General features: G+C 45.4%; 15 protein-coding genes. 7 read left to right on the forward strand and 8 right to left on the reverse strand.

Annotated elements, in window-relative coordinates:
• Positions 1-32 precede the first annotated feature (32 nt).
• Entirely contained in the window at positions 33-713 is a 681-nt protein-coding gene (locus GTQ38_RS16590; RefSeq protein ID WP_161436669.1) for a DUF2461 domain-containing protein, read from the forward strand.
• Here the strand turns inward: GTQ38_RS16590 and GTQ38_RS16595 are convergent.
• A complete protein-coding gene (locus GTQ38_RS16595; protein ID WP_161436670.1) occupies positions 705-1,112 on the reverse strand; it encodes a glyoxalase in 408 nt (135 codons plus the stop codon). The two genes, GTQ38_RS16590 and GTQ38_RS16595, sit on opposite strands and share 9 nt — an antisense overlap.
• 326 nt (positions 1,113-1,438) lie before the next feature.
• On the opposite strand from GTQ38_RS16595, the gene GTQ38_RS16600 reads away from it, so the two are divergent.
• Both GTQ38_RS16600 and GTQ38_RS16605 read left to right on the forward strand, forming a co-directional pair.
• Positions 1,439-2,395 carry a uracil-DNA glycosylase family protein gene (locus GTQ38_RS16600; protein WP_161436671.1) on the forward strand — a complete coding sequence of 319 codons (957 nt, stop codon included), beginning with the start codon at positions 1,439-1,441 and terminating at the stop codon, positions 2,393-2,395.
• A gap of 3 nt (positions 2,396-2,398) precedes the next feature.
• The gene (locus GTQ38_RS16605; protein ID WP_161436672.1) at positions 2,399-5,716 is read left to right on the forward strand and encodes a S41 family peptidase; all 3,318 of its coding nucleotides are present in this window, start codon (positions 2,399-2,401) and stop codon (positions 5,714-5,716) included.
• Positions 5,717-5,729: 13 nt separating this feature from the next.
• Here GTQ38_RS16605 and GTQ38_RS16610 read toward each other — a convergent pair whose 3' ends face one another.
• Positions 5,730-6,239, reverse strand: a complete 510-nt coding sequence (locus GTQ38_RS16610; protein ID WP_161436673.1) for a YceI family protein — start codon at positions 6,237-6,239, stop codon at positions 5,730-5,732.
• A 164-nt stretch (positions 6,240-6,403) separates the two neighbouring features.
• On the opposite strand from GTQ38_RS16610, the gene GTQ38_RS16615 reads away from it, so the two are divergent.
• Positions 6,404-6,760 carry a hypothetical protein gene (locus GTQ38_RS16615; RefSeq protein ID WP_161436674.1) on the forward strand — a complete coding sequence of 119 codons (357 nt, stop codon included), beginning with the start codon at positions 6,404-6,406 and terminating at the stop codon, positions 6,758-6,760.
• 166 nt (positions 6,761-6,926) lie between these two features.
• Positions 6,927-7,262, forward strand: a complete 336-nt coding sequence (locus GTQ38_RS16620; protein ID WP_161436675.1) for a hypothetical protein — start codon at positions 6,927-6,929, stop codon at positions 7,260-7,262.
• 11 nt (positions 7,263-7,273) lie between these two features.
• Here GTQ38_RS16620 and GTQ38_RS16625 read toward each other — a convergent pair whose 3' ends face one another.
• Positions 7,274-8,221 (reverse strand): TerC family protein, encoded by a 948-nt coding sequence (locus GTQ38_RS16625; protein ID WP_161436676.1) that lies wholly within the window; start codon positions 8,219-8,221, stop codon positions 7,274-7,276.
• 178 nt (positions 8,222-8,399) lie between these two features.
• Here GTQ38_RS16625 and pta point away from each other — a divergent pair, with 178 nt between their 5' ends.
• On the forward strand, positions 8,400-10,487 hold the full coding sequence (pta, locus tag GTQ38_RS16630) for a phosphate acetyltransferase (RefSeq protein WP_161436677.1): 2,088 nt from the start codon (positions 8,400-8,402) through the stop codon (positions 10,485-10,487).
• An 11-nt stretch (positions 10,488-10,498) separates the two neighbouring features.
• On the forward strand, positions 10,499-11,695 hold the full coding sequence (locus tag GTQ38_RS16635; protein WP_161436678.1) for an acetate/propionate family kinase: 1,197 nt from the start codon (positions 10,499-10,501) through the stop codon (positions 11,693-11,695).
• 100 nt (positions 11,696-11,795) lie between these two features.
• On the opposite strand, the gene dsrP is transcribed toward GTQ38_RS16635, so the two are convergent.
• The 5 genes from dsrP to GTQ38_RS16660 are packed head-to-tail and all read right to left on the reverse strand — an operon-like array spanning position 11,796 to position 17,850.
• Positions 11,796-13,040 carry a sulfate reduction electron transfer complex DsrMKJOP subunit DsrP gene (gene dsrP / locus GTQ38_RS16640; RefSeq protein WP_161436679.1) on the reverse strand — a complete coding sequence of 415 codons (1,245 nt, stop codon included), beginning with the start codon at positions 13,038-13,040 and terminating at the stop codon, positions 11,796-11,798.
• Positions 13,041-13,052: 12 nt separating this feature from the next.
• Positions 13,053-14,201, reverse strand: coding sequence for a 4Fe-4S dicluster domain-containing protein (locus GTQ38_RS16645; protein WP_161436680.1), 1,149 nt, complete (start codon positions 14,199-14,201; stop codon positions 13,053-13,055).
• A 7-nt stretch (positions 14,202-14,208) separates the two neighbouring features.
• The gene (locus GTQ38_RS16650) at positions 14,209-14,826 is read right to left on the reverse strand and encodes a cytochrome c3 family protein (RefSeq protein ID WP_161436681.1); all 618 of its coding nucleotides are present in this window, start codon (positions 14,824-14,826) and stop codon (positions 14,209-14,211) included.
• The gene (locus tag GTQ38_RS16655; RefSeq protein ID WP_161436682.1) at positions 14,823-15,518 is read right to left on the reverse strand and encodes a nitrate reductase cytochrome c-type subunit; all 696 of its coding nucleotides are present in this window, start codon (positions 15,516-15,518) and stop codon (positions 14,823-14,825) included. The genes GTQ38_RS16650 and GTQ38_RS16655 overlap by 4 nt, the downstream gene beginning before the upstream one ends.
• 1 nt (position 15,519) lies before the next feature.
• Positions 15,520-17,850 (reverse strand): molybdopterin-dependent oxidoreductase, encoded by a 2,331-nt coding sequence (locus tag GTQ38_RS16660; RefSeq protein WP_161436683.1) that lies wholly within the window; start codon positions 17,848-17,850, stop codon positions 15,520-15,522.
• Positions 17,851-17,852: the final 2 nt, after the last annotated feature.

A 17,852-nucleotide genomic window follows, 5' to 3' on the forward strand; every position in this document is an offset into this window, starting at 1 on the left:
AACTTTAGCATAAAATTTTAGGGTAAGGTTTTATGGCAATTTCCGTAATCTCAAAAGAAGTAATCCAGTTTCTGGAACAGTTAAAAAAGAACAATAACCGCGAGTGGTTCACTGCCAATAAAAAGATATTCAAAGCCCGGGAGGCCGAGGCAAAAGAGTTTTTTAACGCCTTGATGAGTGAGTTGAATACTCATGACGATATTGAGAAATTGAAGATGTTCCGGATCTACAGGGACGTTAGATTTTCCCATGACAAAACTCCATACCAACCGCATTTTGCGGGTTCGTTTTCGAGGGCTGGCGCACATCTCAGGGGAGGCTACTATTTGCGAATAAGACCTGGGGAGTCTTTTATTGCTACAGGTTTCTGGGGTCCGGAGAAGAATGACCTGCTCAGGATCCGGAAAGAATTCGAGATGGATGCCGGGGAATTCCGCAAAGTGATCAATGCCAAACCACTTAAGTCTGTTTGGGGCGAGTTGGAGGGAGAGGAAGTGAAGACCGCTCCCAAGGGCTTTAGTAAGGAAGATCCTAATATTGACCTAATCAAAAAGAAACAATTCATCTTCGTCCGGAATTTCACGGATGATGAAGTCACCGATCCGAATTTTCTGAATGAAGTAAACCGCTCGTTTAAGGCCATCAGACCTTATTTTGATTTGATGAGCGACATACTGACCACCAACCTCAACGGGGAATCGCTGCTAGACTAAAAGCGGCTCTTCAAATAATTGGATCTGATCCTTAAGCCTGGCGATGACCATATTCATCATTCGCTTGTTTAAAGCTGAAGAATTTGTGATATAACCGGAGTACTCTTCGGCTGTAAATTGCCCAATGACCATACCTTTCAAAGAGTTTCTGAACTTAATGTCCTTTTGGATGGCATTTTCAATATACAGTAGCCTTTTCTCGAGTCCCAGATCGTAAAAATGCCCCTTGTGCTTGTTTACGTAGTTTCTAAATGCAGCCAGGAATAGATCATTCTGAAATTTAATGATAGGCCTTAAAGTCGCGTTTTGAAAACGCTCTTCTTCGCTCATTTCAGGACTTACTCTTGCACTTGGAATATTCGGACGAATCTGTAGAAGACTTTGGGATCGTTCGTTCATCACTGGAAGTTTTTATAAAGTTAGGGATAACAGCAAATGGTATTTTTTGGGATTTCTGTTAGTTGTTAACCGGGTTATGAACAGTTTTCCGATTGACGAATTGAACTATTTAAACCCTGCTCACGCTTTAATTTATGTGGGATGGGATTTGACAGGGCCCGGATGCCTGATCATTAAAAAAAGGAAAAATTCCGACCGCTTATACAACTTATCCTACCATACATACAAAAGAATTCGCTCCGGTTTCCTAAATGAAGTACTTTATTATGGTCATGCCAATTATCATGCGTGAACTAGTAATTGATCATCCATAAAAACCCCCCGCCATGCCCTTCGCACTAGAAAAACTTATCGATAAAGCACACAGCGAAAAATCTTTCGAAGAAATTTGTGAACTCCCGGTAGCTGTACTGAGAGGAGTAACGGATAAAGATGCCATGCTCCTGGAGAAAGCTTTCGGGATCACAACCGTAGAAGACCTGGGAACGAATCCCTATTTTCTCAATGCACTGAATATTTTCAGGGCAACTCTGGACAAGACCTACGATTCCGGACCGCCGGCATTCTGGGTCAAAAAATTTGCCAGGCTTTCTGATGATTATTTTATCAATCACCCTTCGGAACGCTTTAGAACCAGCTTCGGGGGTGTCCTCTACCGCGGTCGGTTGGACAATACCGCCAGGCTGCTCATCATAGGGCAGGACCCCTCTACCGATGAAGCCATTGCGAGAAGGGCCTTTGTAGGCTCTGCGGGCCAACGCTTGCAAAAATTCCTCAGTAAAATTGGAATCACCCGATCTTATACCATCATGAACACTTTTGCCTATAGTATCAAAGGACAGTTCAATACGGAAATGCGGAATATCTCACTCGAAGCGCCCTTAAAGGAATTCCGGGAGGAGCTTATGGACACTATAATTGCAAAAAACCCCATACAAGCCATTCTTACCTTCGGAGCTGGTGCAAAACACGCCGTGGAAAATTGGGAAAATAGAGAGGAAATTCCGGTTTTCCATCTGGTACACCCCACGGCTCCGGAAGGTACTACACACCCCAGTTGGAACGAGATGTTGCCTCAAATCGCGGATTTTGTGATCCCGGACGATCCCTCACTTGTAGACCTCACTCCCTATGAAGGAAATTGGAATAACGAGCTGCACGCAATAGATATTCCCCGATTCGACCTGCCTTATGACGTTCCCTTTTGGCACGGGACTGGCGGAACACGAAGTCGCCGGGACCCTGCAGACCGTGTAAAAAACATAATTTGGCAATCACCATAAATCATGCCCGACCAACAGATACATGCCCATTTTGACTTGAAATACGCCCTTGAGGGCAGAATAGTAACCCTTGATGAAAACAGCACCGTGATAGATCGGGGCAGACTGTTTATTGATAAGGGAAACATTGTTGATATCCGTCCCGTGGGCGGTGGGTTCCCGGAAGGTTTTGGGAGCAAGGACGTTATAAAATCAGGGGGCACCATTTTCCCCGGGCTTATTGAACTCCACAATCACCTTCCCTACAATATTCTTCCCTATTGGGTGGCCGACAGACAATATACCAATCACGAGCAGTGGAAAAGGGTAAAGGGATATAAGGTCAATGTTACCGGACCCATGCAAACTCTCGGAAAGACCCCGGGTTTCCCCGAGGCCATCGTCAGATATGTGGAATGCAAGTCACTCATAGGTGGTGTCACTACCTCCCAGGGGATCACGCTTGCCAATTCCAGCCTGACAAAAAGGATATTTCACGGGATCACCAGGAATGTGGAAGAGACCAATGAGGCTGTACTGCCGGAAGCTCTTACCCGAATCGCGGATGTCCGGCCCGGGCAGGCAGATGCTTTTAGCAATTCCCTCTCAACAGTAAAGACCAGATTGTTACATCTTTCGGAAGGTATTGATAACAAAGCCCGATCTTTCTTTACTAACCTCCGGAAGCAGGATGGTAGCTGGGCCATCACGGATAAACTGAATGGAATACACTGTACCGGTCTTCATTCTGAAGATTTTGCGGTTTACGGCGCTCAGGGCGGAACCATGACCTGGTCTCCCATGAGTAACCTGGTACTGTACGGAGCCACTGCTGATATACAGGCAGCAAAAGACAATAACATCCTGATAGCCCTGGGATCAGACTGGTCTCCCAGTGGCAGTAAGAATCTTTTGGAAGAACTCAAAGTGGCCTACCTGGTCAGTAAGAATCATGCGGACATGCCCTTGTTCAGCAATGAAGAACTGGTTCGAATGGCTACTTCAAACCCGGCCAGGATTCTCGGTTGGGAAAATGCTCTGGGATCCTTAAGCGTGGGAATGAAAGCTGATCTCATAGTAGTCAGTGGCTATAAGGGGGATGCCTATGAAAAACTTATAGAGGCGACCGAACGCAGTCTTGTGGCCGTTTTCGTCAATGGAGTAGTGCGCTGTGGACAAAATCGCATCCTCAGGAAGTTTAATTTTGATACAGTTGATATAGAAAAATTCCAAATCAATTCCTCAAAAAGATACCTTTACCTTAAGGAATCCAATACGGACACAGGGCTTTCAAATATTACCCTGAACGAGGCTAAAACCAGGATCTCCTCCGGTCTTCTGAATATACAGCAGCTGGCCCTGGATCTGGAAACAGCCCATGGCGATGGCCTGCTTTCTGCTTCAGCCAATCCTTTTGATATGGACTGGTATTTAGTCCCGGATTTTCACAGTGACCTGGACGGACACGATCACGATGACGCTCATCTGGAGTGGGGGGCAAGTGTACCCTTTAGTGAGGTCGCGGAACCCATTCCCATAGATCTGCTTACCGTTTTGGAGGATGATGAGCACTTCCATCGAATGGCTCAACATCCGGTACCGGATTACATTCGCAAAGAACTGCCTGCCTTTTATGACCGGCCTGCACTATCCCTGGATCAAAGCATGTATTCTGATGAGGATGGCAGATGGGACAACTTTGCCGAGCTTATGCCTCTTGAAACCTTTTTGAAATCTGCCAGCAATCTCTCGGTTGAGGACAAGTTACTCATCCTGCAACAGGCCAGGGCTATACTGGAGGAAGCTTACGTCCACAGAGTGCTGAAGAAGTCCATGTATGCAATACATCCAATAGATCGTATATCATTGATGATTAGGGATATAAGGTATCGTACTTCAACTGATGAAGACGACAAGAACTTTCATAAGGAACTATTGGATATCTTTAGTTCGCTACGCGATTTGCATACGCGTTATATACTCCCACACCCCTATAAGAATCGTTTCGCATTCCTTCCTTTCCTGATCGAACGATATTATGCCACCCCTGAAGATGAGGATGCGGTTTATATCATAACTACGGTCTTCAAAGGGGTGGAAAAGGACTTTCCGGAACTGAAAGCCGGTCTTGAGGTGCTCTACTGGAATAACATCCCGATAAAGCGGGCTATTGAGCTCAACTCAGAGAACCAGTCCGGAAGTAATGAAGAAGCCCGGATCGCCCGTGGACTGGATACCCTAACTGTTAGATCATTAGGTACAACCACTCCGCCGGATGCGTCTAGGATCCGCTTGTCTTGTTATGACCATGAAATAGGGGAGCCTGTAGATCTGGAATTTGAATGGTTAGTGTCTTACTACCCGCCTTATTTTGACAGTTCCGTGGAAGAATTAAGTGCAACATTGGTTGCCCATGGATTTGATTATGATACGCTTTCCGTGAACCAAATGAAAGCCAATTTGTATAGCGGGGTTTCCGGTAAGAAGAGGCGTAAAAAAAGTGGCAAATGGGTTAGGCCCACCAACTACCCAAAGGCTATGAAAGGCCGTATTATAGATGGGAAAAATGCAAATAGTACTGTGGGCTATATCCGGATATACAGCTTCGCGGTTCCCGGCGCTTTGGAATTCCTGCAAGACTTTGAAGAAGTTTTCTCCGAATTAGAGAATCGCGGTATTAAAGGGTTGATACTCGATATCAGGGGAAATGGCGGAGGCCTTATAACGGCAAGCGAAATGCTGCTCGCGAGATTGGTGGGGAAAGAAGTGGAGTTTCAGAAGGCCCAGTTCATCAATTCCGAACTAACCCTGAAACTTTGCGAAAATTATGGGGTAGATAGCCCTATTATAGATCTGTCTAACTGGACACGCTCCATATCGCTTTCTAAACGTACAGGAGACTATTATTCCAACGGCTATCCAATCACTAAAGTAGCGGATAAAAGCAAGATAGAACGTCTGTGCAACTTGCCTATGGCCCTGATAACTGATGCTCTCTGTTATAGCGCGGCGGATATGTTCGCTGCCGGTTTCCAGGATCACAAACTAGGAAAAGTTATAGGGATCGATGGAAACACGGGTGCAGGTGGAGCTAATGTCTGGAGCCATGAAACGCTAAGACGACTGACAGCCAGGGCAGGATTGGATCAACTTGGATTAAAACCATTGCCTAAAGGAGCGAACTTCAACTTTGCCGTGAGACGCATTCTCAGGAAGAACAATGAGCCGATAGAAGATTTAGGAATTCTGCCGGATGTAGTGCATAAAATTACCAGGGAAGACTTGCTCAAAGGCAATCCGGACCTGATCAGGCGAACCATGGAGGTGCTGTTCGAGTCTTAGTCAGCTTTATAGGCTATTGCAGCTGAAACACCAGTTTTAGCCTTACCTTATTGTCCTCTTTTTTCTTCTTCAGGACGGTTATTCCAAAATCTACCGTGTTAAGTGTAGCTGTGCCGGTCAACAGATCACCCTGCTTCCGGAAGGCAATGGTAAGTGGTTTGGAAATCCCTTTCATAGTTAGGGTTCCGTTCACTTTGTAGTCGTTCCCGCTGACTGTTATCTGATTGCTCTTAAAGCTGATTTCAGGAAAGTTGTCCTCGTCAAAATACTTTCTGCCTTTCAGAGACCAGTCCCTTAAAAAGTTACCCGTTTTGAGGGTTGTAACCTTTACCGAACCCTTGAAAACAGAGCCGGGCAGGTCATCAGCATATACCTTGGAATCTGAAGTAAAACCATCAAGGGTGCCATCTACTCCTTTGGCTAAAAATTCAAATGAGATATCCCTGGCAACAAGTTTTTTCTGGCCGAAAACTGTGGGTTGCAAAACGAGCAATGCCAGCAACAGCAAAAAATTCAATTTCATAGTTCTTTTTTTATCGCCCGGAGGCCTTGCTAAATTAGCACAAAAGAATTTAACGACGAATTGGTGAAAAAACTCGACGGAAAGCTCTTAATGTACTAAAATACAGGGATGTAGTATGGAGAATTTGTAGTAATTTGCAAAGAGGACAAATCACTAATTTGAAAATGAAAAGAACTTCACTCTTAGCCCTGGGGTGCGCCTTTTTCTTTTGCATGGCGTTTCAAGCCGTTAACGCACAACAAAGGGATCCAAATACTACAGACGATAAATCCCTGAAAGTAAAAAAGAGGACCGTAATGGAAAGGTATGAGCCGGAAATGATCCTTTCTGTTGAAAAACGCGTTGAATTAAAGAAACAAAGACTTGCCACGATCAAAAAACGCAGGCAGATCATAGATACCCTCGATATATCAGAACGTAAAAAGCGCCGTCTCCTGAAGGAACTCTATCAATCCCCGTCCTCTGAGAAATGGGATAAGTTGATCGCAGACATAGAGTTCGAAGAGGATCCGCAAGACTGAGTGCTTAGCTCCCGGAAACAGGCAGGTTTTCGGGCTTTAAAATGTTAAAGCTATACCAACAAATCGTTAAACTATCGGTTAGGATGTTTTGGCAGTAGGAAATTATGCGCAAATTGCGTAACTTAATGTGCGCATTAGCGTAGAACAACCCCAAAACTCCTAACTGATGAAGACAGCGGAATATCCTTCCAGGAAAGACCGGGACACTATGCCCATGATCCTAAGGCTAGAACGTAACAATTCGCAAATCCTATGCCTTAAAGACAAATTGAGTTCGTATGTCTGCGAACCAAAGACCCTGAGTTTGTTTGAACACATGGAATCGCTGAAAAGCAGATTGGAACGTATGCGAAATTCCAATCTGGAGGTAATTTCCATGTTAAAAGACCAGAAGAAAGCTCTTGAAATCAGAAAAGAGAACATCGTCAACCGCTTTAAGGAGTTCAAAGAGTTGGAAGACAATGTGTTTGAATATATCGGGATGGCGCGCATGCACTGTTAGAGCACCAAAAGTTACTCCTCCAGTACTCTTTCAGGAATTCTCACAGAGGCTACTATCCCCGCCACAAGGGAGACTACGATAACCGTTAGTGATACCCACTCCGGGGGGTGGATATAATCCGATAGCAACATTTTTAGTCCTACAAAAGCCAGGATCACCACCAGGCTATAATTGATATACCTGAATTTCTGCAGCATTCGGGAAACCAGAAAATACATGGACCGCAATCCCAATATGGCCAGGATGTTAGAACTAAAAACGATAAAAGGGTCAGCGGTAATAGCCAGTATGGCCGGAATACTGTCTAGTGCAAAGAGAATATCTGTCAGTTCAATGACCAGTAAAGCAACGAATAGGGGGGTAGCCGCTAAAAGCCCCATCCGCTTTACAAAGAACTGATTTCCCTGAATGGCTCCGGTAACCGGAAAGATCTTTTTTACCTTGCGGAACACAAAGGACTTATTGGGATCAAAATCATCGTCCTCCGATTTCAGCATTTTAAAAGCCGTGTACAATAGGAACAGCCCAAAAACATAAATGATCCAATCAAACTTGTTGATCAGCGCTACTCCGAATACGATCATCAAAGCCCTGAAGACGATGGCTCCTAAAATACCCCAGAAAAGCACCCGGTGCTGATAAAGGGGTGGGATCTTAAAGGAGGTAAAAATTACAGCGATCACAAAGACATTATCAATGCTCAGGGAGAGCTCGATCAGATAACCCGTTATGTACTTTAGTACAGCTCCTCCCGGGCTCAGGCCGGTAGGATTCTCAATAAGTCCGTCGGAAAATAACCAGAAGATCACCCCACTGAAAGAAAGGGCAACGGTTACCCAAACAGCAGTCCAAATCCCGGCTTCCTTACTTCGGATAACATGGTCCTTCCGGTTAAATACCCCCAGGTCTAGCGCGAGAAATACGAAAATCAGGCTAATGAATGAGCCCCAGATCCACATGGTTAGTGATTTTAAGCGGCTAAGATAAACATAGTTTTCCCAACAAAAGCCTGGCTGAACGGTATACTGAGAAAATACCCTTCAAAAATCCCATACTTAACTTTTTATTTATAAAATCAGGGCTCACCGAAATCTGAAATCTCATACCTTTGCGCACATGTATTCCTAAAGTTTTAGCATGAACAAATCGGTATATGTAGCAGCCCTCGAATCTCACAGTGGAAAATCCCTTTTTGTTTTAGGTTTCATGCGATTATTGCTTGGCAAGATGGCCAAGGTGGGATATTTCAGGCCAGTGATTGATGATACCCAAAATGGCGAAGTAGATAATCACATCCAAACGGTGCTTTCCCATTTTGATCTCGCCCTGGAACCCGAATCAGCCTACGGACTTACTCAGAGTAAGGTCATTGAATATTACAACAACGGGCGGGAAGGTGATATCCTGGATGAGATCATCGCCAAATACAAAAAAGTCGAAGAGGATCACGAGTTTACCTTAGTTGAAGGCAGCGATTTTTCTAAAGAAGGCAGTGTTCTGGAGTTTGATCTTAACCTCGATATAGCCAAAAACCTGGGCTTCCCTGTAGTCCTTGTAGACAATGGAAGGGGAAAGACCCTGGAGGAATTCTGTGGCAACGTCGAATCCGCCGTCACCACTTACACCAATAAAGGGATAGAAATCATTGCGGTTATCGCCAATAAACTAAGGCCGGAAAACCTGGAGTTGGTCAGGGATACCCTTGCCAAATCCCTGTCCAAAAATATTATCATTGCTACGGTGCCCAGGGTAAAAAACCTGTCGCATCCCACACTAAAGGAGATCGTTCATAATTTGAACGGAAAGATACTGTTTGGTGAAGAACATATTGACAACCAAACCGGAAGTTTTGGAGTAGGGGCCATGCAATTACACAATTACCTGAACCATCTCAGGGACAGGAGCCTGGTGATTACCCCGGGCGACCGGTCTGATATTATTCTGGGTGCACTGCAGGCGAATTTGTCTGAGAATCACCCTTCCATTTCCGGAATGCTCCTCACCGGGGGCATTATTCCGGAACCTTCAATACTCAAACTTCTGGAAGGTTTTAACAATGCCGTACCGATCATTTCTGTTGAGCAGGGAACGTTTGACGCGACCTATCAGGTGGGTAGTATAAAATCCAAAATATACGCGGAAAGCAAACAAAAAATAGCCACTTCCATTTCGCTTTTCAATCAACATGTGGATGGGGAACGAATTCTGGACCGTCTCAGCACCTTTGAATCCGGGATCACCACGCCAAGAATGTTTCAGTATAATTTGATGCAACGGGCCAAAAAGGAGAAAAAGCACATTGTACTCCCCGAAGGTGAGGATCCGCGTATCCTGGAGGCCGCGGTAGAGCTTACGGAATTGGATATCGTTCAAATTACCCTGCTCGGCGATCCAAAGAAGATTGAGAACAAGGCGCTGCAGCTGGGGTTGGATATATCCGGCCTGGAGATCATCAACCCGGTTGAGGCCTCTAATTTTAATGACTACGCTTCCACTTTCTACGAACTGAGAAAGCATAAGGGGGTAAATATGGATATGGCCAAAGACCTGCTTCACGATGTCTCCTATTTTGGTACAATGATGGTCTATAAAGGGCATGCGGACGGTATGGTTTCCGGAGCGGTACATACCACACAACACACCATAAGGCCGGCATTGCAGTTCATCAAGACCAAACCGGGAATCAAAGTGGTTTCGTCTGTGTTTTTCATGTGCCTGGAAACCAGGGTTTCCGTTTTCGGAGATTGTGCCATCAACCCCAACCCCAACGCCGAACAATTGGCAGAGATCGCGATTTCCTCAGCGGATTCAGCCAGAAATTTCGGGATTGAACCTAAGGTGGCCATGCTTTCCTACTCGTCCGGGAGTTCCGGAAAAGGTGAGGATGTGGAAAGAGTGAGGGAAGCAACCGAAATCGTTAAAAAGCAAAGACCTGAACTTGCTATAGAGGGCCCCATACAGTACGATGCCGCTGTGGATCCCCTGGTAGGGAAGAGTAAACTCCCGGATTCCGAGGTGGCCGGGCAGGCTTCCGTACTGATCTTCCCTGATCTGAATACCGGAAACAACACCTATAAAGCGGTACAGCGGGAGACGGGGGCTATCGCCATTGGACCCATGCTCCAGGGATTGAACAAACCGGTTAATGACCTTAGTAGAGGTTGCACGGTAGACGATGTATTTAATACTGTGATAGTGACAGCCATTCAGGCCCAGGAAAATTAAAGATAAAGCAGATGCGAATTCTGATCATTAATTCGGGAAGTTCTTCCATAAAATTCCAGCTTATTGAAATGCCCTCAGAAACGGTGTTGTGCAAAGGCATCGTTGAACGCATTGGCTCTAAAAAAGCGAGGGTCCATTACAAAAACGGAATAAAGGAATTTGAAGAGGTTAAGGCGATTGAAGATCATTCGGCCGGTCTGAGTATCATTACCGATATGCTCACTAACCCTGAAAATGGAGTGATAAAACACCCTGACGAAATAGCGGTAGTTGGGCACAGGGTGGTCCACGGAGGCAAAAATTTTGATAAGCCCACGAAAATAACTCCTAAGGTATTGCGCAGTATTAAAAGGCTATCTCCCTTAGCACCCTTGCATAATCCGGCCAATGTACTGGGTATAAAAACAGCCTCCAGGATTTTTACCAATGCGGATCAGGTTGCCGTATTTGATACGGCATTTCATCAAACCATACCGGAAAAAGCACATCGATATGCTATCCCAAAGGACCTTGCTGATAGTCATTCTCTCCGTGTTTACGGCTTTCACGGTACAAGCCACAAGTACGTATCCGAAAAAGCCAATATGCATTTAAAAACCGGGAATTCTAAACTGATCAGTATCCATTTGGGTAATGGCTGCAGTATGACGGCTGTTCAGAATGGTAAGAGCATAGATCATTCTTTGGGTTTCGGTCCTTCCAATGGGCTGATCATGGGGACAAGGTCCGGGGATATTGATCAGTCCGTGATCTTTTTTCTGATGGATTCCTTTGGGCAGTCTTCCAAACAGATCAACAAAACACTGCAGAAAAAAAGCGGACTGTTAGGGCTTACAGGCCACTCAGATATGCGAGATATTCAGAAAGGCGCTGATAATGGTAATGCTGATTGTATTCTTGCGCTGGAAATGGTAGCCTATCGCATACAGAAGTATCTGGGGAGTTACGCGGCCGCTATGAACGGTTTGGATGCAGTGATCTTCACCGCTGGAATAGGTGAGAATTCAGCCGAACTACGAAAAAGGGTTTGCCAGGAAATGGACTTCTTTGGTATATCCCTGGACGATTCGCTGAATTCAGCGCTAAAATTTGATTCCGGAGTAGCAGAAATTCAATCTGACGGCAGTAAGGTAAAAATCCTGGTGATCCCAACCAACGAGGAGCTTGAGATAGCCAGGCAGAGTTATTTTTTAAACAAGGATAAATAAGGAATTGGCCAGGGGTTGGATCATCACAATCTTTGTTTGTTTGGCCAAAGGAGATTCAGATACTAAAACGCATTGACTCTCGTTCCATTTAGTCATGTTCTTAAACGGATTCAGAATCCAGGACCTCCTTCTTTCTGTATCTCAGTTTCCCCAATTCAATTCCAATTGAGGTTTTTGCGAGCATTGTAAAGATGAACGCCCCCAAGGCCCATATTCCAAGGGTTACCCATATTTCTATCCATGTTGGGGTATATTCCGCAATTTTCCCGTAAGGTCCGGGAATAAAACCAGGCACGATCAGACCGAATCCCTTTTCAATCCAAATGGCGACGAAGAGAATAAAACAGCAAAAATAGAGTACGTTGAGATTGTTGCGTAGCTTATGAAAGGTTAACAGAACCGTTGCCAGAATATTCAGTGGTATTGCAGTCCAGATCCAGGGCAGTAGGGCCGTCTTTCCCTCCAATCCGAAAAAGAGGTAATAGGCACTCTCACTGTGATGTGTGGGGGCATAAAACTCTTTGAACAATTCAGAGATCAGCATAATCAGATTGATTTGGGCCGCGACAGTCACGATCATTGCAATTTTCTTAATGGTCTTGTCCTCTATCCTGAATTCGGAAAATTTGCGAATGGCTGCCAATACCAGAATGATCAGTGCGGGACCCGCGGCAAAGGCCGAAGCCAAAAAACGAGGGCCTAAGAGGGCGTTATTCCAAAAGGGGCGCGCCTGAAGCCCTTCGTACAAAAAGGCGGTTACCAAATGAATACCCACTGCCCATAGAACGGATAGAATGGAACCGGGAATATAGACGCTGGCTTTGGCTTCTTTTCCCTGGTAGTGGCGAAACAGAATGTAAAGTGGAATGGAAATATTGATAAAGAGATAGCCGTTGAGCACAATGACATCCCATGCTAACATGGAATTTGGGAAATTAAAAACACCTATTCCGGGTATCATATGCCACAAGACCGAAGGGCCACCCATATCCGCAACTACGAATGCAAGGCACATAATAAGTGCGGCTACTGCAAGCCCTTCACCTATCAATACGGCCTGCTTAAAGTCTATATCGTGCAAAACATAAGTTGGCATTACCAACATAACGGCCGCGGCCGCTACACCTACCAGAAAGGTGAAATTGGAAATGTAAAGCCCCCAGCTTACCCTATCTGTCATACCAGTAACACTCAGGCCTTCGTCTAATTGAATCGAATAGCAATACATGCCAATCAGCATGATCACTGTCAGGAAGATCATCCAAATATGATAGGTCCTAGAGCCGTGGGTAATATAGCCCAGGCTGTCTTTGACCATACTCATAAATGCTTTTATTGTTTCCATTCCGTTTCACTTTTAATCCATGAAATACCAAAACTTGGGTTCTGTTCCCAGGTCTTCCTTTAAGCGGAAAACCTGTTTGTTTTCTAAAACCCATCGAATCGTACTGTCCGGATCCAGCAGGTTGCCAAATATCCTGGCTCCCGTTGGGCAGGCTTCCACACATGCCGGGTCTTTTCCGGCCCTGGAACGCTGTACACAGAAAGTGCACTTTTCCATAACCCCCTTCTTGCGCATTCGGTTACCTAAATAATGTTGATTCTTATTTACTTCGTCTTCCGGCACCTCCGGTTTACTCCAGTTAAAGCGTCTTCCATCGTAAGGGCAGGCTGCCATACAATAGCGACAGCCAATACACCAGTCGTAATCGATGACTACCAGTCCGTCTTCTTCGCGCCAGGTAGCTTCTACAGGGCATACGTTAACACAGGGAGGGTTATCGCAATGAAAACATTGGGTTCCCATATAAAAATGTCCCTCTGCAGGTACTTCGTGATAATAATTGTCGTCTGCCTCGTTGAATTTGAAGCCCTCTCCGTCTTTCATTTCATGAATACGTATGTATTGCATTTGCGAGTTTCTATCCTGGTTATTCTCCTCCACACAGGCACTTACACAATTCATATATCCCTGACATTTAGAGATATTAAAGGCGTATCCGAATAGCACATCTTTTGAAGCATCTGCCGAAGACATTTTGATATTCTTCTTCTTGCGCAATTGATAGGAACGGACCAGGCGATCAACAGTAGCCTGCTTTTCTTCCTTTGTCATCAGTTTGTAGTTGCCCTTAAATTGCTCTTCCCAATCTATCTGGGCTTTTTCTTTGGTTTCATTACCTGCAGTCAGGCTACAGGAAGTATGGACTGCACCTGCGCCTACGAGCAGACTGGCGGTGAGTTTTCTAAAGGCGGTCCTGCGGTCCATCTTAACGTCGAACACCTGCTGGAATCCGTCTTTTTGAGTCTGGCTTACAGCTGTTTCTCCCATAAGTTCCTTTTCAACAGCCGCGTCGAATTCCTCTGCCGTAAGCCTGTATTCCTTATCGGGGTGATCTGAATGTGATCCACAGTCACCGCTGTCCTTCCCACAACCACAGCTTCCGCTGCCTTGTGCTTTGCTTAACCCCAGGTCTAATTGAAACCACTTTTTCTTCTCAGCCATTTCCTCGCTATTTTCTTTCCATTTCTTTTTGAGTATTAAAGCGAACCGGCCATTTCGAGGCAATCTGCGGTTCGTGAGGGTTGTGGCAATTCACACAGCTCATAGCTGCTCTGGGATTAGCCCAACCGCCAATATTTTTTCCATGTGCACCACCTTTCCAATCCTCAAACTGAGAACTATGACATTGCGCACATAGTCTGTAACTCTGATTGAAATCTATTTCAATTCCCGCCAGACTATTTAGATGATTCATATCCCCAGGATTGTGGCAGGTGGCGCAATTCATGGTCTGTGAATTAGCGTGTTTGATCTTGATTTCCCAATGCGCCTGTTGCTGGTCCCTTGCCTGTTGTAATTCGCTTAAGGGTTTAGAGTGACACTCTGTACAGGCATAGGACTTTAGCTGGCTTTTGCGTTCCGGGATTAAAAAAGTATGCTCTCCTTCAGTAATTTCAATAGTTTCAATATCCCCTATATAGACTTCCGACGAAATTCCGGGATCCTGATAGTGCTTGCTTTCTTCTTCTATTTTTTCCTTCAGGTTGTGATAGCCACTCTCCTTGTGTTTACAAGAAGACAACAGACATATAATGACCAAAATGAACAGTTTAGGCTTTATTTTCATTGGTCAACAGTATTTGCTCTTACGAACAGTTCAACATTTTCTACCTCTTGCTGTTGCGGTACGTGGCACTGTCTGCAATTGACGCGTTCCGGATGATCTACCCATAACTCTTTTACCGCAGCTGGTCCTGCATGGCAGGATAGGCAGTTCTCACGCATTTGTAATTGATGTGGTATTGTAGGCGGACTTCCTGGCAAAGCACTATTTACACCTACAGCCGGCCCGGGTTTTTTGTAGAAATCCGTAGCGGCAAAATAGTTTTTGGTCTGCTGCTCCACATGACACTGTTTACAATTAATCATTTCGGGATGGGGTGTTACCGGGGCATAAGCGTTAAACTTCTGTACAAAACCACCATTTTGATGGCATTGCAGGCATATGTTACCGCCCATACCTAATTTTTCCTTTACCGGATGTGGTATACTGGGAGGTGCTCCGGGATAGGCCCGATTGTCATAATAGGATTCCAGGGTTCTTTGATGATTTTCATCCTGAGGCATATTCAAATAGTCCAGGGCGTACTCAGATCGTTCAAACACCTTTTTTTCCGAAGGGATAACGGGAGGTGCCTTGGTTTCCATAATTGGTATGTAAGCTTCCTCCAGACCCTGGTAATAGCTATAGGTCCAATTTGCGGAAAACCCGACAAACAATATGCCGAAAACCAATAAGATCCCTAATCGTTTTTTCATCTTAAGCTTTTTCCACTTTTACGGCACACTTCTTATAATCCGGTTCCTTTGAGATCGGACAGAAGGAATCCAGGGTGATGTCATTGATCAGCATTTGCTCGTCGAAGAAGGGTACAAAGACCTGCCTTGGTGCCGGCACCCCTCGCTGGTTAACAGAAGCTGGCAGAGAAATTTCCCCTCTTCTGGTTGTCAGTTTTACCATGTCCCCGGTTCTTATTTGCATGCGCTCAGCATCTTCCGGATGCAGCTCCACGTAAGCATGCGGCATGGCCTGGTGTAAAACCGGTATACGCCTGGTCATAGAACCGGTATGCCAATGTTCTACCACCCGACCGGTGCCCAGCCAGAATGGATAGTCCGCGTCAGGTTCTTCGGCAGCGGGCTCATAAGGCCGTTGCCATATGACAGCCCTGCCGTCTTTCTTGCCATAAAAATGGAAGTCTTTTCCGTTGGTACAGGCCGGGTCGTACTTTGCGTTGAAACGCCACTTTGTTTCTTTTCCATCTACATAAGGCCACATAGCACCAGGCTGATTTTTCAATACTTCCAGCGGGGCCATATTGTGTTTTTTACCTTCGTGATGTCTTCTATATTCGGAGTATATCTCTTCTATATGGGTTTCGTCCTTATAGTAGAACTGCTTTTCAAAGCCCATTCGTTTGGCCACTTCAATAAGTTGCACGGTATCGCTTAGGGCTTCACCAGGTGGTTCCAGCATTTGTTCAAAATACTGCGTACGGCGTTCGGAATTGCCGTATAAACCTTCCCGCTCTACCCACATGGCCGAGGGCAGGATCACATCAGCAATATCTGTGGTAGGGGTAGGGTAGACGTCGGAAACCACAATAAAACGACCTTCCTTTTTTGCCCCATCCCGATATCGTTTCAGTTTGGGCATGGTCACCATAGGGTTGGTGACCTGTATCCACATAAAACGGATATCACCTCTATCCAAAGCGCGGAACATCTCTACGGTGTGATAGGTGGGTTTTGGATCGATATTCTCAACCGGAACATCCCAGATCTTGGCGGCAAATTCCCGATGTTCTTTGTTGGCGACTACCCCATGGGGTAGCTTATGCGTTAAGGTACCAACTTCACGTACGGTGCCACAGGCACTGGGTTGACCAGTTAGAGAAAAGGGACTGTTGCCCGGACTTGAGATCTTCCCTGTGAGCAAATGGATATTGTAAACCAGATTATTGATCCAGGTACCCCTTGAATGTTGATTCATACCCATACACCAAAGGGACATCACCTTTTTGTTGGGATCCCCAAAATGTGCCGCAAGGTATTTGATGTCCTTTACTGAAACTCCGGATAGACCCGATACCTTTTCAGGCGTATAATCCTCCAAAAAGGCCTTGTATTCTTCGAAGCTAATGGCCTCTGGTCTATCGGTGAATTTGTAATGGTCCTCTAAACCATAACCCATATTGGTCAGGCCTTTACTAAAGTTGCAATGCTCTTCTACAAAGGCTGTGTTCATCCATCCGTTGTTGATGATCTCATAACAAATGGCATTGGCTACAGCCAGATCCGTTTGTGGATTAAAGATGATGGTTTTGTCCGCTGCCATGCTCGTTCGGGTGGTACGGGTAGCGAAATCGATGATCTTTACACCACGCTTCAGGCGTTGATCTAATAATCTGGAAAACAGTACGGGGTGCATCTCTGCCATATTATTACCCCATAAAACAAAAGTATCTGCGTAGTCAATATCTTCATAACAGCCCATGGGTTCGTCCAAACCAAAAGAGGAGAGGAAACCCGTTACCGCTGTGGCCATACACAGGCGGGCATTGGCCTCGACATTATTGGTGCCTATACATCCCTTAAACAGTTTGGAAGCCACATAGCCATCGGGAATAGTCCATTGACCGGAGCCATAAATGGAGACTGCATCCTTACCATGCTCTTTGATGGTCTCCTGCATTTTAGAGGCTACCAAATCCAGGGCTTCTTTCATGGAAGTTTCTACATATCGGCCATTTTTCTTTACAAGGGGCTTTTTGAGCCGGTCTTTGCCGTACATCGCCATAATGGAATGGTAGCCTTTAACACAGCACAATCCCTTATTGACCGGGGATTTTGGATCGCCTTTTACCGCAATTGCCTTTCCATTTTCTGTACCTATAAGAACACCACAACCTACTCCACAAAAACGACAGGGGGCTTTCTTCCAATCCAGATTGGCGCCATCAGGGATCCCCTTTTCCTGTTCCTCAGCGAAGATGATCCCGGGAAACATTCCAGCTGCAGCGGTCATTGCGGAGAGCACTGCCATTTTTTTAATAAATTCTCGCCTGTTGGTGAACACTGATTGATACATAA

This window comes from Poritiphilus flavus (assembly GCF_009901585.1).
In the GTDB taxonomy this organism is placed as follows: domain Bacteria; phylum Bacteroidota; class Bacteroidia; order Flavobacteriales; family Flavobacteriaceae; genus Poritiphilus; species Poritiphilus flavus.